The organism is Streptomyces griseorubiginosus (genome assembly GCF_036345115.1).
Taxonomy (GTDB): domain Bacteria; phylum Actinomycetota; class Actinomycetes; order Streptomycetales; family Streptomycetaceae; genus Streptomyces; species Streptomyces griseorubiginosus_C.
The window spans coordinates 894,425-914,491 of the sequence record NZ_CP107766.1 but is presented as its reverse complement, the minus strand read 5'-3'; the positions used below and the strand labels follow the sequence as shown (position 1 = coordinate 914,491).

Sequence of the window (20,067 nt, the reverse complement as noted above, 5' to 3'; positions counted from 1 at the left end):
CGTGCTCAGGGGAGCGTACGGTCGGATTGCGCTCAGGACAAGAGAAAAGGTGCGGCTTTTCTCGAGGGTTCCTGATCAGGCGGTCCGTAGGTCTCTGGTCAACGGGCCGTCTGCGCAGGCGACTTGACCTGCTGTGACCTGGGCAGGACGTAGCCCCCAACCGGCTTCCTCCAGCGATTCCCCGGCCTCCGGGGCGGGGTGGCCGCCTCAGTCACCGGCCGGGGCCCGGCGTTGGGTATGAGCACGGCGTCGCCCGTCCGCCGCCTGGCCAGGAACTCGGATCTGCTCAAGAACGGGGATCATCTGCGGGGCGTCGTCACCCCACTGGCCGGGCGTGATGATGAAGGCCGCCACGGCCATACCTGCGGCGACGCCAGATCAAGCACACCGATTCGGAGTGGCAGGACCAGAGGCAGCAAGGGCGGCCGACCGAACGGCTTCGATCGGGCGATCTGCCGCCGCGGCAACGACTGGAGCCGAACGGGGGCAGGCGGCCGCGGTGGAAGAACGACGGGGCGCAGGAGCCGACGACCCGTCCCTCCTGGTCAACGCCACCCCGCACTTCGTTGCCCACGCGGGCCGTGGCTGCCGACGTCCGTGACGCCGGTTCAGCTGTTCCTCAGGCTGCGGCCGGTCCGCCCGGAGGGGCGAGTTCCCTGCGGATGACAGGCGCGATCTCGGTGGCGAGAAGCTCGATCGAGCCGTGGACCATGTCGGCGGGCAGACCGCCGAAGTCGACCTGGCCCATGTAGCGGTCGATGCCGAGCACTTCGCGTTCGGTGAGGATCTTGTCGATGATCTCCTGGGGACTTCCGACCATCAGCGCGCCGAACGGTACCGCTGCGGCGTCGAATTCGGCGCGTCCGATGTGAAAGCCGCGTCCGGTGGGCGGCTTGGGGCGGACGTATTCCTTGTAGTACGGGAACACGTCGTCGCGTGCGCCCTGGGAGGTGCGGCCGACGTAGAAGTGGCCGGATCTGCCGAGCCGCAGCCGGTGGGCGGGGTGGCCGGCTGCGGTGCCGACCGCGCGGTAGTGCTCGACGAGGGGGCGGGCACGTCGGATGTCCCCGCCGATGAGTCCGAGCGCCATGGGCAGGCCGAGGCGTCCGGCGCGCTCCACGCTGGAGGGGGTGCCGCCCACGCCGAGCCACAGCGGCAACTGCGGCTGCCGGGGCGGGGGCTGGACGGACAGGCCGTCCATGGCCGGGCGGAACCGCCCGCGCCAGGTGACGTGTTCGGGATTCTCACGGATGGTGAGCAGCAGCCGCAGCTTCTCCGCGAACACGTCGTCGTAGTCCTCGAGGTCCACGCCGAACAGGCGGAACGCCTCGACGAACGCACTGCGCCCCGCGATGATCTCGGTGCGGCCCTCGCTGATCAGATCGAGGGAGGCGAAGTCCTGGTGCAGCCGGACCGGATCGGCGGTCGACAGCACCGACACGGCACTGGCCAGCCGGATGCGCCCAGTGGCCTGGGCGATCGCGGCCAGCGGGACGGCGGGGTTGGCGACGGCGAAGTCCCAGCTGTGGTGCTCGCCGAGACCGAAGACGTCCAGGCCGGCCTGGTCGGCGGCGATGGCGTAGGAGACGATCTCGCGGGTGCGGCGCCCGGGGTCGTGCAGTTTTCCTGTGGCGGGGTCGGTCTGCAGGTCGGACAGGGAGATGATGCCCAGTTCCACGGTTGTCTCCGACAGCGGGCGGTCAGAAGGAGTAGGGCCCGAACCGGCCCCACATGACGACCGCGGCGACTATGAGCAGGATCGCGTTGAACCCGATGGCCTGCGGCTCCTTGCGGCGGGCGTGGAGGCCCATGGCCAGGACCATGATCACAGCCAAGCCGGTGGCGGCCAGCGGGGTGAGCACCGTGGCGATGTCGAAGGCGCCCGGCAGGATGAGGCCGAGGCCGCCGGCGAGTTCGGCGACGCCGATCAGACGCACCACGGGAGTCGAGACGTCACTGACCCACGGCAGCTGGGACATGAGCTTTTCGCGGGGCTGGGTGGACTTGGTGACGCCGGCGGCCACGAACAGCGCGGCGAGGACGCCCTGCAGGATCCACAGGAACACGTTCATCGGAGCGGAGACCTTCTTCTTCGGTCGCGCCGCGGCGGGGATCGCCGCGGCGCGTGAGGATGGAGCGGATCAGGATGCAACGGGGGCGAACTGGGAGGCGTCAGCCGGTGAAGACGCGCTCGGCTTCGTCGCGCTGGGTGTGCAGGTCCCAGTAGAGAGGGGCGATGTCCTCGGCCTCGGCGGTCGGGATCTCGGGAGGGCCGCCCGCGCCGATCCACACGCCGATGGCGACGTGCGCGGCCTGGATACCGGTGCCGGCCAGCTCCTTGTGCAGGTTGAGCACCCAGTTGCGCAGCGCCGCCTGAGCGGGGTTGACGTTGCCGAGCATCGGGATGGGGTCGACGGAGCCGGCACCGTTGGTGAAGAGCAGGGTGCCCGCGCCCGCCTCATGCATCGCGGGCAGGACGGCCTGGGTGGCGGTGATGGCGCTGCCGAGCAGGAAGTCGGTCCATCCCTGTACATCGGAGGGGCTGGTCCGGGACGGGGAGGTGAGGGTCATGGAGTCGATGCTGGGAGCGGGGGAGTGCTCCAGGACGTCGATGCCGCCGAAGCGGGTGGCGGCATCCTTGAGGGCCTGGGTCAGCGCGTCGTGGTCGCGCACGTCCGCCGGGAACGCCGCGGCGGTGATGCCCTCGGCGGTGAGCCGGCCGACGAGGTCGTCGAGCTTGGCGCGGTTGCGGGCGATGAGAGCGACGTCGTAGCCGCGCGAGCCGAAGGTGCGGGCGATGGCGAGGCCCATTCCGGGGCCGGCTCCGACGATGGCGATGCTGGGCATGGTGAGTCCTTTCGTGGGGGAGGGGCTGGGGTACGGACTGGTCAGGCGACGGTGACGGCGATCTTGCCGAGGGTGTCGGCGCCGAACGCGGCGAATGCCTCGGGGGCGCCCTCCAGGTCGAACTCGGAGTTCACCGGCACCTTGAGGGCGCCGGGGGCGACCTGTACGGCGAGGGCGGACAGGGTGTCGGTGGTCGGGTAGGACCGGAGCACGGCGGTGTGCAGCTCGCGGTCCTCCGAGGCCCCGGGGACCGGGGCGAGGGTCAGGGCGGAGGCGACGGCGCCGCCGTCGCGGGTGAGCGCGGTGAGTTCGGCCAGGTCGCCGGCGAGGTGCAGCACCGTGTCCACGCCGTCCGGATCTGCGCGGTCATGTCCTGGGTGTGGTCGATGACGGTCACCTCGGCGTCGGTCAGCGCCGAGACGAAACCGCTCTCGGAGCCCGGCTTGGCCGTGGCGATCACCCTCGCGCCCCGGGCCGCGGCCAGTTGTACGGCGATGGCACCCACGCCGCCGGTGGCACCGGAGATCAGCACCGTGCTGCCCTCCGGCGGGCCGAGCAGGGCGAGACCGTCGAAGGCGGCGGTGCCTGGCGGCCCGAGCGCGCCGGCGTCACGCACGGAAACCCTGGTCGGGCCGGTGGGCGATGCCGACGGCAGCGGGAACGGCGACGTACTGCGCCATCGAACCGGCGCCCAGGTGTGCCTTGGCGTCCACGCCGAACACGGCGTCGCCGACCGCGAAACCCTCGGCACCCTCACCGACCGCCTCGACGGTGCCGGCGAAGTCCTTGCCGGGGATCAGCGGAAAACGGTGCTCCATCATGTCCTGCGGGTATCCGGCCACCGTGCCCAGGTCGAACCCGTTCACCGAGGACGCGGCCACCTTCACCAGCACCTCACCGGCCTCCGGGCGGGGCACCGCCACCTCGGTCACCTCGGGGCTGCCGGGTACCCGCGCCAGCGTCACAGCGCGCACTGATCATCAACTCCTTGGCATCAGTTCGCTCGATTCGGAACGGGGCATCCGATTCTGATCTGGAAGGGCCCTTCCGGTTCCGCGTGTCACGATAGCACTGAAACTGGATGGGGCGTTCCGATTCGGTAGGCTGAGTGTCATGAACCTTGGCGCCCGATCCAGCGATGCCCCTGCCGCACAGCCCCTGCGCAGCGACGCCGAGCGCAACCGCGCACGGGTACTCGCCGCCGCGCGCACGGTGTTCAGGCGTGACGGCCTGAATGCCTCCATGACTTCCGTGGCCCGCGAGGCGGGGGTGGGCATCGCCACTCTGTTCCGCCGGTTCCCGACAAAGGAGGACCTGGTCGCCGCGGTCTTCGCCGACCGTATGGACGCCTACGTCGACGCGGTCGGCGTCGCCCTCGACGACCCCGATCCCTGGCGCGGTCTCGCGGGGTTCATCGAATCCGCCTGCGCGATGCAGGCCGCCGATTACGGCTTCGCCGACGTGCTGACCATGACCTTCCCCACGGCCAAGGCTCTGGAGGGGCGCCGAGACCAGGCGTACGAGGGCGTGGTCCGGCTCATCGGCCGCGCCAAGGCCGCAGGACGTCTGCGAGAGGACTTCAGCCCCGAGGACCTGGTGCTGGTGCACATGGTCACTGCCGGCGTCGTCAACGCCACCGGCGACTCCGCGCCCGACGCCTGGAAACGCGTTGTCGCCCTGATGCTCCAGTCCTTCGAGGCCCCCGCCCGCGGCCCCCTGCCCGACCCGCCCGAGCCCCGCGCCCTCTACTTGGCCATGCTCAGGGCCAGCCAGGCGTGCTCCGCCTCGCCGGAACCGGGCAGGAAGGGCTGAAGGTTCACGTGCGCCCGCGCATCGTGAGCCGAGGAGGGCATGCCGCTCCACCTGCTGCTGCGCACCTACACCCTGGGCGCACGGGAACTGTGGCGGGCCCTGCGGGACATGGCCGGCCCCGGCGAGCAGCAGGCGCTGGCCGAGCTGACCGAGGCGCTGTTCACGGCAACCGACCGAGTCGTGGGCGCCGTGGCGGAGAGCTACCTCGACGAGCGGGTCGCCCTCGCCGCCGAACGCCACGAGGAAAGACGCTCCCGCGCCCGGGCCCTGCTGGACGGTCGGCCCGTCGTCGACGGGGTCACACCGGACGGGCCCGTGCTGGTGCTGTTCGTGCGTTTCGGCACGTCGGCGGCCACCGGCGGGCTTTCCCCGGTCGCTGTCCGGCGACTGCTGCGGCGCGTCCAGGCGGCACTGGACCGGGCCTTCGGCACGGAGGTGCTCGCCGTGCTCGACGGTGACGGCGGGCATGTCGTCGTTCCCGGAGTGACCGAACCACCTGCTCGGCTGCCGGAGTTGCTGTGTGAGACGGCTGGACCGGAGCTCCGGCTGGCCGCCGCTGCCGCGATGACGGTGGGTGACATCCCGCGCGCGGCGCTCCTGACCTCCGAGGTGGTCCGGGTCGCGGCCGCCTGCGGGGTGCGGCCCGGGGTGCACCGGCTCGAGGACGTGCTGCTGGAGTACCACCTGTCCCGTCCGAGCGAGGGCAGTGCCCGCATCATCGCCATGCTCGACCCCCTCGCCGACCGCCCCGAACTCGTCGGGACCCTGCGCACCCACCTGGAACACCGTCAGGACCGGCGGGCCACCGCCCGCCTGCTCAACCTGCACCCCAACTCCGTGGACAACCGGCTCGCCCGGATCCAGGACCTGACCGGGCTGGACCTCGCCGACCCCCGGGATGTGGCCCTGGCGCTCGCCGCCCTGCTGCTGCGTGACGCCGACACCGGTGTCACGGAGTGACGATGGCGAAGTCCGGGTCCGGCGACTCCAGCAGAGAGCCGAAGGCGATCAGGGCGTCGGCGTCGCCGTCGAGGACCACGGCCCCGCCGAAGATCTCGTCGGCGAAGGTCGTCGCCCCGCCGAGGATCGTGTTCAGGGTGGTGCGGGCCAGCCGCAGCACCACGGTGGGCCGCTCGCCCCGCGGGGGGTCGCCGCGCATCGGGGTGAGCGCCCCGTTGGACAGCAGCAGCGTCCACACCTCGCCGGTGTCGGTGAACTCCCAGCGCAGCAGCAGGCGTCCGGCCGCGGCCGCGCGCGGGCCGTCGATGCGTACGGCCATGGACCGGAAGATCTGCTCGGCCGTCAGGGCGGCCAGGACGTCCGGTGCCTGGGGCGTCGGCGTCCCGAGGATGCCGTCGCGCAACTCGGCAGCGCCCATCAGGTAGAAGTTGCGCCATGGCCCGGACTCGGAGCCGTGGCCGAGCCGCTCGAAGGTGTCGGCCTGCAAGGCGCGAGCCTCACGGTGGCCGGGCTCGGCGAACAGGACATGGGCGAGCACTTCCGCGACCCACCTCAGGTCCCCGGCCTCGTACGACGCACGCGCCTTGGCGACCACCGCGTCGGCTCCGCCCATGAACTCCACGTACCGGACCGCGGCTTCGGTGGGCGGATGCTGCCACAGGTGGGCCGGGTTGCCGTCGAACCAGCCCATGTAGCGCTGGTAGACGGCCTTGGCGTTGTGGCTGAGCGTGCCGTAGTAGCCGCGCGCGTGCCACGCACGTGCCAACGCGGGCGGGAAGCAGAGATTTTCGGCGATCTAGGCGCCGGTGTACCCGGCGTTGATCAGCCGGACCGACTGGTCGTGCAGATAGGCGTACGCGTCGCGCTGCTCCTCCAGGAAGCGGATCGCGCGCTCCTGGCCCCAGGTGGGCCCGTGGTGGGAGGCGAAGACGACGTGGGTCTCGTCGGCGAACAGCCGGACCGTCTCGGTCAGATACCGCGCCCAGGCGCTGGGGTCCCGCACCAGCGCCCCGCGCAGGGTGAGCACGTTGTGCAGCGTGTGGCAGGCGTTCTCCGCGACGCACAGCACCCCCAGATCGGGGAAGTGGAAGTTCATCTCCGCCGGAGTCTCCGTGCCCGGCGTGAGCTGGAAGACCATCCGTACGCCGTCGACGGTCTCCACCTGCCCGGTGCGGTTGATGTCGACCGTCGGCGCGATCAGGCCGACGCTGCCGGTCGACGTCGTCTGCCCGAGCCCGCAGCCGATCTGCCCGGCGGGCCCCTTCGGCAGCGCGGCGCCGTACATGTAACCCGACCTGCGGGCCATCGCCGTCCCGGTGAAGACGTTCTCGCTGGCGGCGTGCTCCAGGAAACCGCACGGGGCGATGACCGGCACCCGCCCGGCCGCGACGTCGGCCGGGTCGACGACGCCGCGGACCCCGCCGAAGTGGTCGACATGCGAGTGGGTGTGGATGACGCCCGTCACGGGCCGCTCGCCGCGGTGCTCCCGGTACAGGGCCAGAGCTGCGGCGGCCACCTCGGCGCTGATCAGCGGGTCGATGACGACGACACCGCGCTCGCCCTCCACAAAGGTCACGTTCGACCCGCGCACCTGGTAGACGCCCGGAACGACCTCGTACAGCCCCTGCCGCGCCACCAGCCCGCTCTGCCGCCAGAGCGAGGGATGCGCGGTCGGCGGACACTCCCCGTCCAGGAAGCCGTACGCCTCCGCGTCCCACACCACCCGGCCGTGCGCGGCCCGCACCACACCGGGCTCGAGCCGGGCGATGAACCCCCGGTCCGCATCGGCGAAGTCCTGATCGTCGCCCCAGGCCAGGCCACTGCCCCTGGTCTCGTCCGGGCTGCCAGTCATGGCCGTCTCGCTGTTGCTCATGGCCATCGATCCTCACAACCCCGGACCGACGGCGCCCGATGACGCATCACAGAAGCCCCGCTGACACGTCACAGCCGGCAGTCGGCGGGCGAGCGTGCGCGGGCACTTCTCCCGTGACCCGGCTTCGGTCCGTCCGCCCACCGGCCGCTACGCGTCCTCGATCACCACAATGTCCAGCACGCGCGGCCCGTGCACGCCCTCCACCCGGTCCAGTTCGATGTCGCTGGTGGCCGAGGGGCCGGAGACGAGCGTCAGCGGCCGGTACGGATCGAGCAGGTTCAGCGCTTCCGGTACGTCGGGGGCGATCTGGCTCACCCGGACGACGCAGATGTGCTGGTCCGGCAGCAGGGTCAGGGCCCGGCGGCCCTGGCCGGGGCCGTGGTCGAGGGTCACGGTGCCCGTGACGGCGATGGCGGTGGCGACGGTGGTGATCACGGCGTCCGCCGCGTCGAGCTGGTCCACCGTCAGCGGCGGGACGTCCTCCAGCCACGACCAGGGCCCCTCGGGGACGAGGTCCTCGGGGAGCCCCGGCGGCAGGACCACGGACCGTGCCCCCGTGCGTGCCAGCGCGCGTCCGACGGCCGCCGGGGCGTCGGACGGCGGCACACGGACCACCGTGGCGCGGTACTCGGCGGCGCGTTCGATGAACAGCCCGACCACGTCCGGCCCCGCGTGGTCCACGCGACGCCCGTGCGGGACCGGTACGTCATCGGGGCTCTCGGAGCCGGGCACGTCTCCCAGCGCCCTCCTCACCGAGCGGAGGACTGTCTCGCGGCCGCTCATCGTGCTTCCTTCCCCTTCGCCGTCGTACGGCCTTTGTCTCGTCGGTTCGTTCTCGTACGGCGCCACCAGGCACGCATCGATTCCCGGGCCGGTGCGGGCGCGTCCCGGGTGGCTGACCAGCCGGCCAGGGGGCCCGGGAGGTAGCCGATCCGGCCCTCGCGGGCCACCAGGCGGGCTCCGAAGGCTGCGAGTCTCTGGGCGGCTGCCAGGCGTTTCGGGGAGGACAGCACCGCCGCCGCAGCCTTCATGGCCAGCGCCTCGGTGGTGGGCAACAGCCGGTCCCGGCGCTTCGCCTCCACAGCCTCGGCGCGCAGATGAGCCAGCACCTCGGGGATGTCGATCTTCACGGGGCAGGCGTCGTAGCAGGCTCCGCACAGGGTCGAGGCGAAGGGCAGCGAGGCGGCGTTCTCGACGCCGACGAGCTGCGGGGTCAGGACGGCTCCGATCGGTCCGGGGTAGACGGATCCGTAGGCGTGGCCGCCGGTGCGCTCGTACACAGGGCAGACGTTCAGGCAGGCCGAGCAGCGGATGCAGTTGAGCGCCTGGCGGCCCACCTCGTCGGCGAGGGTGGCGGTGCGGCCGTTGTCGAGGAGCACCAGGTGGAAGTCCCGGGGGCCGTCGCCCTCGGTGACGCCGGTCCAGAGGGAGGTGTACGGGTTCATGCGCTCGCCCGTGGACGAGCGAGGGAGGAGCTGGAGGAAGACGTCCAGGTCGGCGAAGGCCGGCAGGACCTTCTCGATGCCCATGACGGTGATCAGTGTCTCCGGCAGCGTCAGGCACATCCGCCCGTTGCCCTCCGACTCCACGACCACCACCGTGCCGGTGTCGGCGGCGGCGAAGTTGGCACCGGAGACGGCCACCTTGGCCCGCAGGAACTTCTCGCGCAGGTGGAGCCGGGCCGCTTCGGCGAGGTCGCGCGGGTCGTCGGTGAGGGTCTCGGGGGCGGGCCTGCCCCACTCTCCCATCTCCCGCCGGAAGATCTCCCGGATCTCGGAGCGGCCCCGGTGGATGGCCGGTACGAGGATGTGGGAGGGACGGTCGCCGCCCAACTGCACGATGAGTTCGGCGAGATCGGTCTCGTACGCGCGGATGCCGGCGTCGGCGAGTGCCTCGTTGAGGCCGATCTCCTGCGTGGCCATCGACTTGACCTTGACGACCTCCTTCTCGCCGGTCGCCTCCACCAGGCCGGTGACGATGCGGTTGGCCTCGGCTGCGTCCGCCGCCCAGTGGACCGTTCCGCCCGCGGCGGTCACCGCCTTCTCCAGCCGCAGGAGATGGTGGTCGAGGTGGCGCAGAGTGCGGCGCTTGATCGTCGCGGCCGTCTCCCGCAGCTCCTCCCAGTCGTCCAGTTCGGCGGCGACCGCGAGGCGCTTGTCGCGGATGGTGCCGGTGGCCCGGCGCAGGTTCGCCCGCAGCCGGGTGTCGGCGAGCGCCTCGCGCGCGGCCTCGGGGAAGGCCGGTGTGCCCAGCCATACGACGTTGTCGGCACCGCTCACCGTGAGTCCCCTTCCGTGGAGGCCAGGATCTCGGCCAGGTGCAGTGTCCCGACGCCGGTGCGGAGCCGGGACAGGCCGCCGCCGATGTGCGTGAGACAGGAGTTGTCGCCGGCGGTCAGGAACTCGGCGCCGGTGTCGAGGACATGGCGCATCTTGTCGGCCAGCATGGCGTTGGAGACGTCGGCGTTCTTGAGCGCGAAGGTGCCGCCGAAGCCGCAGCACGAGTCGGCGGCGGGCAGTTCGACGAGGTCGATGCCCTTCACCGCGCGCAGCAGCCTGAGCGGGCGGTCGCCGACGCGCAGCATGCGCAGGGAGTGACAGGTGGGGTGGTAGGTGACGCGGTGCGGGAAGTACGCGCCGACGTCGGTGACGCCGAGCACGTCGACGAGGAGTTCCGACAGTTCGTACACCGTGGGCGCCACCTGCTCGACCGCCTCGGTGAGGGCGGTGTCCCCGTACTGGGCGGCGACCGTCCGGTGGTGGTCGCGCACCATGCCGGCGCACGACCCGGAGGGGGCGACGACGGCGTCGTAGCCCGCGAAGGCCTCGGTGAACCGGCGCACCATGGGCAGGGCCTCGGGGCGGTAGCCGGTGTTGAAGTGCATCTGGCCGCAGCAGGTCTGCCCTTGCGGGAACTCCACGGTGTGGCCGAGGCGTTCCAGTAGTGCGGTCACCGCCTGGCCGGTGCGGGGGAACATGGTGTCGTTGAAACAGGTGATGAAGAGAGCTATGCGCATGGGGCTTCCTGGGGTTGGCCCGGCTGTCCGGTGACGGTCAGGCCGTAGGTCCGTGCGGCGGTGCCGGTGAAGACTTCGTGGCGTTCCGCGGGGGTGAGCCAGGCCGTCAGCTTCCATGCTGTGTCGACCACTTGGTCGTAGGAGGCGGCGAGTCGGCAGACCGGCCAGTCGGATCCGAACATCACGCGGTCGGGACCGAAGGCGTCCAGGACCGTGTCGGTGTACGGCCTGAGGTCCTCGACGGTCCATCTGCCCCAGTCCGCCTCGGTGACCAGGCCGGACAGTTTGCAGACGGTGTTGGGGAGGGCGGCGAACCATCGGATCTCCTCGTCCCACGGGCCGAGGTCACCGGAGGCGATGGGCGGCTTGCCCGCGTGGTCCAGGACGCACGTGAGGTCCGGCAGGCGCGCGGCGGCCTCGGCCGCGGCCCTGAGCTGATGGGGCTTCACCACCAGGTCGTAGACGAGTCCCGCCTCGGCGACCGCGGTCAGGCCACGCAGCACCTCGGGGCGTACGAGCCAACGGGGGTCCGGCTCTCCCTGCACCTGATGGCGGATGCCGACGAGATACTCACCACCGAAGCCCGCGCGCAGCCACGCGAGAGCGTCGGCGACATCAGGGGCGGTGAGATCGGTCCAACCGACCACACCGGCGACCAGATCGCTGGACGCGGCGAGGGCCAGGAACTCCGGGGTCTCCTCCGGGACGGTGATCGTCTGCACCAGCACGGTGGCAAAGACGCCGGCGGCGCGGGCCTCCGGCGCCAGGTCGTCGAGGGTGAAGTCCTGTCGCAGCGAGGCGAGTTCGGGACCGGTGATCCAGTCCTGGTCGCGTACCGAGAGCTGCCACACATGATGGTGGGCGTCGATGATGCCCGGCCGGGGACGGTGCGTGGTCACGGCTGCCGCACCTCGCCACCGCGCCGGATCGTCCGCTCGCACCCGGGGGTGTGCGGGGCGATCCTCATGACGGCTCCTTCGACGGCGTCGATACGGGGACGGGGGTGCCCTCGGCGAGCAGCCCCTCGGCGCGCAGCTCGTCCCACAACGCGTCCGGGATCGGGCGGCGCAGCTGCTCGACGGTGTCCCGTACCTCCTCGGCGGAGCGGGCGCCGGTCAGGACGCTCACGACCGCGGGGTGGCCGAAGGGGAAGCGCAGGGCGGCGGCGCGCAGCGGAACGCCGTGTCGTTCGGTGACCTCCAGCAGGCGCAGCGCGCGGTCGAGCACGGGCTGGGGTGCCGGGGCGTAGTCGTACGTGGCGCCGGGCCGCGGCGCGGTGAGCAGCCCGGAGTTGAAGACACCGCCGATGACCACGCTCCGGCCGCGGGCGGCGGCCTCCGGCAGCAGTTCGGCGAGACCGTCCTGGTCCAGGAGGGTGTAGCGGCCGGCCAGCAGCACCACGTCGATGTCGGTCTCGCGCAGGAAGCGGGCGGGCAGGGCGGACTGGTTCATGCCGATGCCGACGGCCCCGACCACGCCTTCGCCGCGCAGGCGTTCCAGCGCCGGATACGCCTCCCGCAGGGCCTGCTCGGCGTGGTCGTCCGGATCGTGCAGCAGCGCCACGTCGATCCGGTCGAGGCCGAGGCGGTCAAGGCTCGCCTCCAGCGAGCGCGACACCCCGTCGGCGCTGAAGTCCCAGACGCGTCGGTGGGTCGCGGGGACGGCGAAGCCGTTCGCGAGGTCGTCGCCCCGGTCGCCCTCCGGGTCGGGTACCAGCAGCCGGCCCACCTTGGTGGAGACGGTGTAGGTGTCCCGGGGGCGGTCGCGCAGCGCCGCGCCGAGCCGCCGTTCCGACAGGCCGAGCCCGTAGTGGGGTGCGGTGTCGAAGGTGCGGATGCCGGCGTCCCAGGCCGCCGCCACGGTGGCGAGGGCGGCCTCGTCGGTGACCGGCTGGTAGAGGTTGCCCAGGCCGGCGCAGCCGAGCGCGAGTGGGGTGACTTCGACCGCGCTGCCGCCCAGGTGAGTGGGTCTCACGACCGGTCCGCCGGGCGCAGCCGCAGCCCCTGCATGCCGCCGTCCACCGCCAGTGCGGTACCGGTGACGGACGCCGCGGCGGGACCGGCGAGGTAGACGATGGCGGCCGCCACCTCGTCGGCGGTGACCAGACGGCCCATGGGCTGGCGGGCGTTGAGCGCGGCACGCTCCGCCTCCGGGTCGTCGGCGGCGTCCAGCAGCCGGCCCACCCACGGGGTGTCGGCGGTGCCGGGGTTCACGCAGTTGACGCGGATGCCCTCGCGGACGTGGTCGGCGGCCATGGCCAGGGTGAGAGAGAGCACGGCGCCCTTGCTGGCGGAGTACAGGGCGCGCTGCGGCAGCCCCGCGGTGGCCGCGATGGAGCACGTGTTGACGACGGCGGCGTGTGCGGACCTGCGGAGATGGGGGAGGGCGGCCCGGGTGGTGCGGACCATGCCGAGGACGTTGACGTCCAGGACGCGGTGCCACTGCTCGTCGGAGTTGTCCTCGACGGTACCCGCGGCGCCGATGCCGGCGTTGTTGACAAGGATGTCGATGCCACCCATCGCGGTGGCCGCGGCCTCGACGGCGGCGCGTACCGAGGTGTCGTCGCTGACGTCGGCCTTGAGACCGAGCAACGGCCTAGGCACACCGCCGGGTTCGAGGTCCAGGACGACGACAGCCGCCCCCTGTTCGGCCAGCGCGCGGGCCGTGGCGAGCCCGATCCCGGCGGCACCTCCGGTGACGACGGCTCTGAGACCTGACAGACCGGTCATGCCGCACCCTCCTGTCCGGCGCGGTCGGCCGCCCAGAACGCCCCGTCCGGGTAGCGGTACGCGGCGATGGACTCCTCGCGCATGGTGGCGGAGAAGCCGGGGGCAAGCGGCGCGGTGTAGTGGCCGTCCCGCATCACGACAGGCGTGGTGAAGTGCTGGTGGAGATGGTCGACGTACTCGATGACCCGGTTCTCGGTGGTGCCGGACAGGGCCAGGTAGTCGAACATCGAGAGGTGCTGGACGAGTTCGCACAGTCCGACCCCGCCGGCGTGCGGGCACACCGGCACCCCGAACTTGGCGGCGAGCAGCAGGATGGCGAGGTTCTCGTTGACCCCGCCCACCCGGGCGGCGTCGATCTGGAGGACGTCGAGGGCGCCGGCCTGCAGGAGCTGCTTGAAGACGATGCGGTTCTGGACGTGCTCGCCGGTGGCCACCTTGACCGGGGCGACGGCCTTGCGGATCGTGGCGTGGCCGAGGATGTCGTCGGGGCTGGTGGGCTCCTCGATCCAGTACGGGTCGAACTCGGCGAGGCTGTTGGTCCACTCGATCGCCTCGTCGACGTTCCAGCGCTGGTTGGCGTCGATGGCGATGCGGATGCCGTCGCCGACGGCGGCACGGGCGGTGCGCATCCGTCGGATGTCGTCGTCGAGGTCGGCGCCGACCTTGAGCTTGATCTGGGTGAACCCGTCGGCGACGGCCTGCTTGGCCAGCCGGGTGAGCTTGTCGTCGGAGTAGCCGAGCCAGCCGGGGGAGGTCGTGTAGCCGGGGTAGCCGCGCTCCAGCAGGACCGTCTCGCGTTCGGCGAGCCCGGTCCGCCCCTCGCGCAGCAGCTTCAGGGCCTCCTCCGGGGTGAGGGCGTCGGCGATGTAGCGGAAGTCGACCTGGGAGACCAGCCACTCGGGGTCGGCGTGGGCGAGCAGCTGCCACAGCGGCTTGCCCTCCCGCTTGGCGGCGAGGTCCCACACGGCGTTCACGACGGCGCCGATCGCCATGTGCATCACGCCCTTCTCGGGGCCGAGCCAGCGAAGCTGGCTGTCGCCGATCAGGTCGCGGCTGAGCGAGCCCGGGTCGGCACACAGCTCCGCCACGTCACGCCCCACCACGTGTGGCCGCAGTGCGTTGATCGCGGCGGCCTGGACGTCGTTGCCGCGGCCGATGGTGAAGGTGAAGCCGTGGCCTTCGAGCTCGTCGGCGGCGTCGGTGCGCAGCACGACGTAGGCGGCGGAGTAGTCGGGGTCCGGGTTCATCGCGTCCGAGCCGTCCAGTTCCCGTGAGGTGGGGAAGCGGACGTCGTAGGTCTCGACCGCGGTGATCCGGGCGGAGGTTGCAGTCACGGGGATGCCTTTCACGCTTGGCCGAAGGTCTGACGCTGCCCGCCGAGTCCGTCCACGGACAGCTCGACGGTGTCGCCGGAACGCAGATACGGGGTGCTGGGAAGACCGAGGGCCACGCCCGCGGGGGTACCGGTGTTGATCACGTCGCCCGGCTCCAGAACCATGTACTGGCTCAGGTACGACACGATGTGGGCGACCGGGAAGATCATGTCGCTGGTGTGGCCGTCCTGCCGCTTCACGCCGTTGACGCTCAGGTGCAGTCCGAGGTTCTGCGGGTCGCCGACCTCGTCGGCGGTCACCAGCCAGGGGCCCAGGGGATTGAAGGTCTCGCAGGACTTGCCCAGGTCCCACTGCGGCGAGTACTCCAGCTGGAACTCGCGCTCCGAGACATCGTGGCTGACCGCGTAGCCGGCGATCACCGCGCGGGCGGCTTCCGGTCCGTCGAGGTAGCGGGCGCGGCGGCCGATGACGACCGCCAGTTCGACCTCCCAGTCCGTCTTCACCGAACCGCGGGGAATCAGCACCTCGTCGTACGGGCCCACGACCGTGCCCGGGTCCTTCATGAACACCACCGGACGTGGCGGGATCGGCGCTCCGGTCTCGGCGGCATGGTCGCGGTAGTTGAGGCCGACGCAGACGATCTTGCCGGGACGGGCGACAGGCGCGCCGACCCGCAGACCCTCCGCGTCCAGTTCGGGCAGCTCGGCCGCCTCCACCGCCGCACGGGCCCGGTCGACGCCGTCTCCGGCAAGGAAGGTGCCGTCGATGTCGGAGGCCACGGAGGACAGATCCAGCAGTCGGCCGTCGTCGGTCCGGACGGCGGGCCGCTCCTCGCCGGGCGCGCCGACTCGTAGCAGTTTCACTGGGCAACTCCCTTGCCATGGGTGATTCGTGAGGGGGTGAGGGACCGCAGTCATCGGAGGAATGGCGGCAGGGTGACTGTAAACGTAGAAGGGTCCACTGACAAAGGAAACCTCGGATGTATTTCGTCAGGACTGGCGGCTGTAGCTCTCACGCTTGGGTGCTATAGGTGGTTTTGTAGGTGTATGGAGACAGAGTTCGATTTGCTCACCCGATGAATCCAGGGAGCACTCACGCGCTCGTCCTCCCTGCTGAGAGCAGGTCGGACAGGGCGGATCTCCTGGCTCCGCGGGGGTGAACACCCCTTTGAGCGCCTCCGGTCCGGCCCTCACGGAGGGGTCAGCGGTGGCGTCGTTGCCGAATTGTGAGCTGTTGTCGCTTGGTGCCACGAACCCCCCGATGTCCATGTAGACCCAGGTGAGAAGAGGTTTCGGGCGGCGATCCAAGGGGCGCGCGCGGACCCGTGGCGCCCCTCGGGCCGATGTCACAGAAATCTGCGGCAGTGGACTCTTGTCAACGTCGGCAATGCCGTCGTAACGTCCTCGACGTCCGATATACATCGGAGGAATGGCTTGCATGTGCCGGTGAACGCCGGTGCGCCGTGCGGTCGTTCGGCCTCCACGTCCGTCTGGCTGCCCCTCCCTCACGCCCCTGTCTGATGTGGTCCGCACACCCCTGTGCCGGATCCGCAATCTGTCGGGCCGGCGGCCTCGTCCTTCCCCCGCAGGCGAATACGCCCCCTTCACCCTCGCCCGGCGGCTCCCCGCCCTGCCTGAAGAGAGAACACGGTCATGAAGCTCGCTCGCCCCCGCTCCACCGCCGCAGGCGTCCTCGCCGTCCTGGCGGCGATGACGCTCGTCACCGCGTGCAACCGCGACAGTTCCGACTCGGCCGGCGTGAGCAGTGCCGCTCCGGCCATCGGCATCGACCTGCCGCGCTCGGACTCCGACTTCTGGAACTCCTACGCCGAGTACGTGAAGAAGGACATCAAGTCCGACGGCATCAATGCGCTGCCGCTGAGCAACTCGCAGAACGACGTCACCAAGCTGGTCGCGAACGTGCAGGTGTTCGAGAACACCGGGGCCAAGGCCGTCGTCATGGCGCCCCAGGACACCGGGGCCATCGCCTCCACCCTCGACACCCTCGCGTCGAAGAAGATCCCGGTCGTGAGCGTCGACACCCGGCCCGACAAGGGCGACGTCTACATGGTCGTCCGCGCCGACAACAAGGCGTACGGCACCAAGGCCTGCGAGTACCTCGGCAAGCAGCTGAACGGCGAGGGCAAGATCGCGGAGCTCCAGGGCGCCCTGGACTCGATCAACGGCCGCGACCGCTCCGAGGCCTTCGCGGCCTGCATGAAGGCGAAGTTCCCCAAGATCAAGGTGTTCGAGCTGCCGACCGACTGGAAGGGCGACGTGGCCTCCGCCAAGCTCCAGTCGCTGCTGGCCCAGCACCCGGACCTGAACGGCATCTACATGCAGGCCGGCGGTGTCTTCCTGCAGCCGACCCTGGCCCTGCTCGAGCAGAAGAAGCTGCTCAAGCCGGCGGGCCAGAAGGGCCACATCGCGATCATCTCCAACGACGGCATTCCGCAGGAGTTCGACGCCATCCGCAAGGGCCAGATCGACGCCACGATCTCCCAGCCCGCCGACCTCTACGCCAAGTACGCGCTGTACTACGCCCAGGCCGCGGCCGACGGCAAGACCTTCAAGCCGGGCAAGACCGACCACGACTCCACCATCGTCCAGATCCCGAACGGCCTGGAGGACCAGCTGCCCGCCCCGCTGGTGACCAAGGACAACGTGGACGACAAGGCCCTGTGGGGCAACAACGTCGGCTGATCACCGGCAGCTCACGCCCGCGGTGGGGAGGGACTGGCCCTTGCCTCCGTCCCCACCGCGCCCTTCCCCGCTCCCAGCATCCGACGTCAAAGGACGGAATCCACCATGGCGGATACCGCGACCGGTCCCGGGCATCCGGCCCCGGTGGCCGAGGCGACCGGCATCAGCAAACGGTTCGGCGCGACCGTCGCCCTGCGCGACGCACGTATCAGCATCGCCTCGGGTGAGTCGCACGCCCTGGTCGGCCGCAACGGCGCCGGCAAGTCGACGCTCGTGTCCATCCTCACCGGTCTCCAGCAGCCCGACACCGGGACCCTGCGCTTCTCGGGCGAACCCGCGCCCGCCTTCGGCGACATCGACGCCTGGCGTTCCCGCGTCGCCTGTGTCTACCAGCGCTCCACGATCATCGGTGACCTGACCGTCGCGGAGAACCTCTTTCTGAACCGGCAGAGCGCCGGCGCGGTGCAGCCCATCCGCTGGAAGCAACTGCGGCTGCGCGCGGAGGAGTTGCTCGGTGAGTACGGCGTGGCCGTCGACCCCGCAGCACGCGCGAAGGACCTCACCGTCGAACAGCGGCAGTTCGTGGAGATCGCCAGGGCGCTGTCCTTCGGCGCCCGCTTCATCATCCTCGACGAACCGACCGCCAAGCTGGATGCCCGCGGCATCGGCCGCCTCTTCGGCAAGCTGCGCGATCTGCAGGACCAGGGCGTCGCCTTCCTCTTCATCTCCCACCACCTGCAAGAGGTGTACGACCTCTGCAGCACGGTCACCGTCTACCGCGACGCGACCCACATCCTGACCGCGCCCGTGGCCGAGCTCGGTCACCAGGCGCTGGTGGAGGCCATGACCGGAGAGTCCGCCGCAGTCGTCGCGGTCGGTGAGAGCGGGTCCCCGGCAACACGGGCCGGCTCCGCGAAGGTGCTGGAGATCAGCGGCCTGACGCTTCCCGGTGCCTGTGCGGAGCTGTCCCTCTCGGTCCGCGCGGGCGAGGTGATCGGGCTCGCGGGTGCCGCGGCCAGCGGCAACGTCCAGGTGGGCGAGGCCGTCGCCGGTCTGCACCGGGCCCAGGACGGCAGCATCTCGGTCGGCGGCGCGAGCGTGCGCACCGGCAGTGTGCCGTCCGCCCTGGCCGCCGGAGTCGGTCTGGTCCCCGAGGACCGCCACCTCCAGGGACTGGTCAACAACCGCAGCGTGGCGGAGAACGCCACCCTGACCGTCACCGACCAGCTCGGCCCGTGGGGCACGGTCCTGCCCGCCCGGACCAGGGCCTTCGCCCAGCGCATGATCCAGGACCTGGACATCAAGACCCCGGGCGCCGCCACCCCGGTCTCCGCCCTCTCCGGCGGCAACCAGCAGAAGGTCGTCGTCGCCCGCGCCCTGGCCACCGACCCCCACGTCCTGGTGGCCATCCGCCCCACCAACGGCGTCGACGTCAAGTCCAAGGAGTTCCTGCTCGGCAGGATCCGGCAGGTAGCCGACGCCGGCAAGGCCGCACTGATCGTCTCCGACGAACTGGACGACCTCAAAGTGTGTGACCGGGTCGTCGTCATGTTCCACGGCCAGGTGGTCGCCGAGTTCGACCGTGGCTGGAAGGACGAACAGGTCGTCGCCGCCATGGAGGGCGTCGGCACCCCCCTCGCATCCGCCGTATCCGGCACCGACGAGCACGGAAGGTAGTCATGTCCGCCACCACAGATCTCACCGAGCCCGCAGCGAGTGCGGCGGAGCCGGCCGCAGCGGACACCGCCCGCCGCCGGGTCGACCTCGGCCGCTTCCGTGAACTGTCCCTGGTCCCGGCCATCCTCGTCCTGATGGTGATCGGGTTCATCGTCTCGCCGGCCTTCCTCACCGCCGACAACCTCATCGGCGTCGCCCAGCAGTCCACCGAGCTGAGCCTGCTCGTCCTCGCGACCACCTTCATCCTCATCTGCGGACGGATGGACCTGTCCCTGGAGTCGACCATCGGCGTGGCCCCGGTCATCGCCGTGTGGCTCGTACTGCCGTCCAGCGGCGGGCGGTTCACGGGTCTGGGGCTGTTTCCCGAGTGGACGGCGGTCCCGCTCTGCCTGCTGGTCGGCGCGGCGATCGGCGCTGTCAACGGCTTCCTCATCCTCAAACTGCGCCTCAACGGATTCATCGTCACCCTCGGCGCCCTGACCATGCTGCGCGGACTCCAGGTCGCCCTCTCCGAGGGCCAGTCCATCGTGGAGCTGCCGTCCTCGTTCACGTACCTGGGCAAGGCGTCGTGGCTGGGCGTCCCGGCCGCCATCTGGGTCTGCGCGGTGCTCTTCGCGATCGGCGGCAGCGCGCTGGCGTGGCTGCGGCACGGCCGCGCGCTGTACGCGATCGGCGGCAACGCCGAGGCGGCCCGCACCGCGGGCATCCGCGTCGACCGGATCGTCTGGGTGGTGCTGATCCTCGGCAGCCTGCTCGCCGCGTTCGCCGGCATCCTCTACACCGGTCACTACGGTTCCATCTCCGCCACCCAGGGCAGCGGCTGGATCTTCCAGGTCTTCGCCGCGACCGTCATCGGCGGGGTCAGCCTCAACGGGGGCAAGGGGTCCGTGTTCGGCGCCCTCACCGGTGTCCTCACCCTCCAGCTGGTCATCAACGTCATGACCCTGGCGGGCGTACCGCCCCTGTGGAACCAGTTCCTCAACGGTGCGATCATCATCGTCGCCCTGATCATCTCCCGCTTCGCCTCCGGAGAGAAGCAGGAGTAACGGCGACTCCTGGCGGATCCGCTCCTCGTCCGGACGAGAGCTGGGCGGAGCCGCCAGGTCCCTGCTCACCC

The 20,067-nt window shown here is 71.0% G+C and carries 19 protein-coding genes and 3 pseudogenes; 6 read left to right on the top strand and 16 right to left on the bottom strand.

The genetic code is table 11. The features are described from left to right. Positions 1-243: 243 nt before the first annotated feature. Positions 244-345: pseudogene (locus OHN19_RS43885) on the bottom strand (IS5/IS1182 family transposase); the annotation flags it as partial. Between OHN19_RS43885 and OHN19_RS04320 the strand changes: the two are divergent. After that, positions 345-483: pseudogene (locus OHN19_RS04320) on the top strand (IS5/IS1182 family transposase); the annotation flags it as partial. The pseudogenes OHN19_RS43885 and OHN19_RS04320 sit on opposite strands and share 1 nt — an antisense overlap. Positions 484-619: 136 nt before the next feature. On the opposite strand, the gene OHN19_RS04315 reads toward OHN19_RS04320, so the two are convergent. The 6 genes from OHN19_RS04315 to OHN19_RS04290 all read right to left on the bottom strand — a co-directional run bounded on the left by OHN19_RS04315 (position 620) and on the right by OHN19_RS04290 (position 3,821). Continuing rightward, positions 620-1,678, bottom strand: coding sequence for an LLM class flavin-dependent oxidoreductase (locus OHN19_RS04315; protein WP_330262835.1), 1,059 nt, complete (start codon positions 1,676-1,678; stop codon positions 620-622). Positions 1,679-1,700: 22 nt separating this feature from the next. Further along, positions 1,701-2,072 carry a DoxX family protein gene (locus OHN19_RS04310; protein WP_330262834.1) on the bottom strand — a complete coding sequence of 124 codons (372 nt, stop codon included), beginning with the start codon at positions 2,070-2,072 and terminating at the stop codon, positions 1,701-1,703. Between the two features lie 100 nt (positions 2,073-2,172). Further along, a complete protein-coding gene (locus OHN19_RS04305; protein ID WP_330262833.1) occupies positions 2,173-2,847 on the bottom strand; it encodes an SDR family oxidoreductase in 675 nt (224 codons plus the stop codon). Positions 2,848-2,888: 41 nt separating this feature from the next. Beyond that, on the bottom strand, positions 2,889-3,194 hold the full coding sequence (locus tag OHN19_RS04300) for a zinc-binding dehydrogenase (RefSeq protein WP_330262832.1): 306 nt from the start codon (positions 3,192-3,194) through the stop codon (positions 2,889-2,891). Further along, on the bottom strand, positions 3,110-3,463 hold the full coding sequence (locus tag OHN19_RS04295; RefSeq protein WP_330262831.1) for a hypothetical protein: 354 nt from the start codon (positions 3,461-3,463) through the stop codon (positions 3,110-3,112). Before OHN19_RS04295 ends, OHN19_RS04300 begins: the two co-directional genes overlap by 85 nt. After that, positions 3,456-3,821, bottom strand: a complete 366-nt coding sequence (locus tag OHN19_RS04290; RefSeq protein WP_330262830.1) for an alcohol dehydrogenase catalytic domain-containing protein — start codon at positions 3,819-3,821, stop codon at positions 3,456-3,458. The genes OHN19_RS04295 and OHN19_RS04290 overlap by 8 nt, the downstream gene beginning before the upstream one ends. A gap of 139 nt (positions 3,822-3,960) precedes the next feature. Here OHN19_RS04290 and OHN19_RS04285 point away from each other — a divergent pair, with 139 nt between their 5' ends. Beyond that, on the top strand, positions 3,961-4,659 hold the full coding sequence (locus OHN19_RS04285) for a TetR/AcrR family transcriptional regulator (protein ID WP_330262829.1): 699 nt from the start codon (positions 3,961-3,963) through the stop codon (positions 4,657-4,659). A 39-nt stretch (positions 4,660-4,698) separates the two neighbouring features. Continuing rightward, entirely contained in the window at positions 4,699-5,619 is a 921-nt protein-coding gene (locus OHN19_RS04280) for a helix-turn-helix domain-containing protein (RefSeq protein ID WP_330262828.1), read from the top strand. On the opposite strand, the pseudogene OHN19_RS04275 reads toward OHN19_RS04280, so the two are convergent. The 9 genes and pseudogenes from OHN19_RS04275 to OHN19_RS04235 form a co-directional block, all read right to left on the bottom strand. Further along, a pseudogene (locus OHN19_RS04275) lies at positions 5,609-7,471 on the bottom strand (alkyl/aryl-sulfatase). The gene OHN19_RS04280 and the pseudogene OHN19_RS04275 sit on opposite strands and share 11 nt — an antisense overlap. Positions 7,472-7,639: 168 nt before the next feature. Next, positions 7,640-8,275: a lactate utilization protein C gene (locus OHN19_RS04270; RefSeq protein ID WP_330262827.1), complete on the bottom strand. Its 636-nt coding sequence runs from the start codon at positions 8,273-8,275 to the stop codon at positions 7,640-7,642. Continuing rightward, positions 8,272-9,771: a LutB/LldF family L-lactate oxidation iron-sulfur protein gene (locus OHN19_RS04265; protein WP_330262826.1), complete on the bottom strand. Its 1,500-nt coding sequence runs from the start codon at positions 9,769-9,771 to the stop codon at positions 8,272-8,274. The genes OHN19_RS04270 and OHN19_RS04265 overlap by 4 nt, the downstream gene beginning before the upstream one ends. Further along, the gene (locus OHN19_RS04260) at positions 9,768-10,508 is read right to left on the bottom strand and encodes a (Fe-S)-binding protein (RefSeq protein WP_330262825.1); all 741 of its coding nucleotides are present in this window, start codon (positions 10,506-10,508) and stop codon (positions 9,768-9,770) included. Before OHN19_RS04260 ends, OHN19_RS04265 begins: the two co-directional genes overlap by 4 nt. Beyond that, positions 10,499-11,407 carry an amidohydrolase family protein gene (locus tag OHN19_RS04255; protein WP_330262824.1) on the bottom strand — a complete coding sequence of 303 codons (909 nt, stop codon included), beginning with the start codon at positions 11,405-11,407 and terminating at the stop codon, positions 10,499-10,501. Before OHN19_RS04255 ends, OHN19_RS04260 begins: the two co-directional genes overlap by 10 nt. 64 nt (positions 11,408-11,471) lie before the next feature. Beyond that, positions 11,472-12,482, bottom strand: a complete 1,011-nt coding sequence (locus OHN19_RS04250) for an aldo/keto reductase (protein ID WP_330262823.1) — start codon at positions 12,480-12,482, stop codon at positions 11,472-11,474. Continuing rightward, positions 12,479-13,237: an SDR family oxidoreductase gene (locus OHN19_RS04245; RefSeq protein WP_330262822.1), complete on the bottom strand. Its 759-nt coding sequence runs from the start codon at positions 13,235-13,237 to the stop codon at positions 12,479-12,481. The genes OHN19_RS04250 and OHN19_RS04245 overlap by 4 nt, the downstream gene beginning before the upstream one ends. After that, positions 13,234-14,571 carry an L-fuconate dehydratase gene (locus OHN19_RS04240; RefSeq protein WP_330262821.1) on the bottom strand — a complete coding sequence of 446 codons (1,338 nt, stop codon included), beginning with the start codon at positions 14,569-14,571 and terminating at the stop codon, positions 13,234-13,236. Before OHN19_RS04240 ends, OHN19_RS04245 begins: the two co-directional genes overlap by 4 nt. A gap of 11 nt (positions 14,572-14,582) precedes the next feature. Then, positions 14,583-15,434, bottom strand: a complete 852-nt coding sequence (locus tag OHN19_RS04235; protein ID WP_330262820.1) for a fumarylacetoacetate hydrolase family protein — start codon at positions 15,432-15,434, stop codon at positions 14,583-14,585. Positions 15,435-16,223: 789 nt separating this feature from the next. Here OHN19_RS04235 and OHN19_RS04230 point away from each other — a divergent pair. The 3 genes from OHN19_RS04230 (at position 16,224) to OHN19_RS04220 (ending at position 19,996) form a co-directional block, all read left to right on the top strand. After that, positions 16,224-17,273 (top strand): sugar ABC transporter substrate-binding protein, encoded by a 1,050-nt coding sequence (locus OHN19_RS04230; protein WP_330262819.1) that lies wholly within the window; start codon positions 16,224-16,226, stop codon positions 17,271-17,273. Between the two features lie 105 nt (positions 17,274-17,378). Beyond that, on the top strand, positions 17,379-18,950 hold the full coding sequence (locus tag OHN19_RS04225) for a sugar ABC transporter ATP-binding protein (RefSeq protein WP_330262818.1): 1,572 nt from the start codon (positions 17,379-17,381) through the stop codon (positions 18,948-18,950). Between the two features lie 2 nt (positions 18,951-18,952). Next, positions 18,953-19,996, top strand: coding sequence for an ABC transporter permease (locus tag OHN19_RS04220; RefSeq protein WP_330262817.1), 1,044 nt, complete (start codon positions 18,953-18,955; stop codon positions 19,994-19,996). Positions 19,997-20,067: the final 71 nt, after the last annotated feature.

Coding starts and splice junctions, on each gene's coding strand:
- OHN19_RS04260 (WP_330262825.1), bottom strand. CDS start 10,508: ATGCGCATAGCTCTCTTCATCACCTGTTTCAACGACACCATGTTCCCC.
- OHN19_RS04305 (WP_330262833.1), bottom strand. CDS start 2,847: ATGCCCAGCATCGCCATCGTCGGAGCCGGCCCCGGAATGGGCCTCGCC.
- OHN19_RS04270 (WP_330262827.1), bottom strand. CDS start 8,275: ATGAGCGGCCGCGAGACAGTCCTCCGCTCGGTGAGGAGGGCGCTGGGA.
- OHN19_RS04310 (WP_330262834.1), bottom strand. CDS start 2,072: ATGAACGTGTTCCTGTGGATCCTGCAGGGCGTCCTCGCCGCGCTGTTC.
- OHN19_RS04280 (WP_330262828.1), top strand. CDS start 4,699: ATGCCGCTCCACCTGCTGCTGCGCACCTACACCCTGGGCGCACGGGAA.
- OHN19_RS04230 (WP_330262819.1), top strand. CDS start 16,224: ATGAAGCTCGCTCGCCCCCGCTCCACCGCCGCAGGCGTCCTCGCCGTC.
- OHN19_RS04245 (WP_330262822.1), bottom strand. CDS start 13,237: ATGACCGGTCTGTCAGGTCTCAGAGCCGTCGTCACCGGAGGTGCCGCC.
- OHN19_RS04220 (WP_330262817.1), top strand. CDS start 18,953: ATGTCCGCCACCACAGATCTCACCGAGCCCGCAGCGAGTGCGGCGGAG.
- OHN19_RS04225 (WP_330262818.1), top strand. CDS start 17,379: ATGGCGGATACCGCGACCGGTCCCGGGCATCCGGCCCCGGTGGCCGAG.
- OHN19_RS04285 (WP_330262829.1), top strand. CDS start 3,961: ATGAACCTTGGCGCCCGATCCAGCGATGCCCCTGCCGCACAGCCCCTG.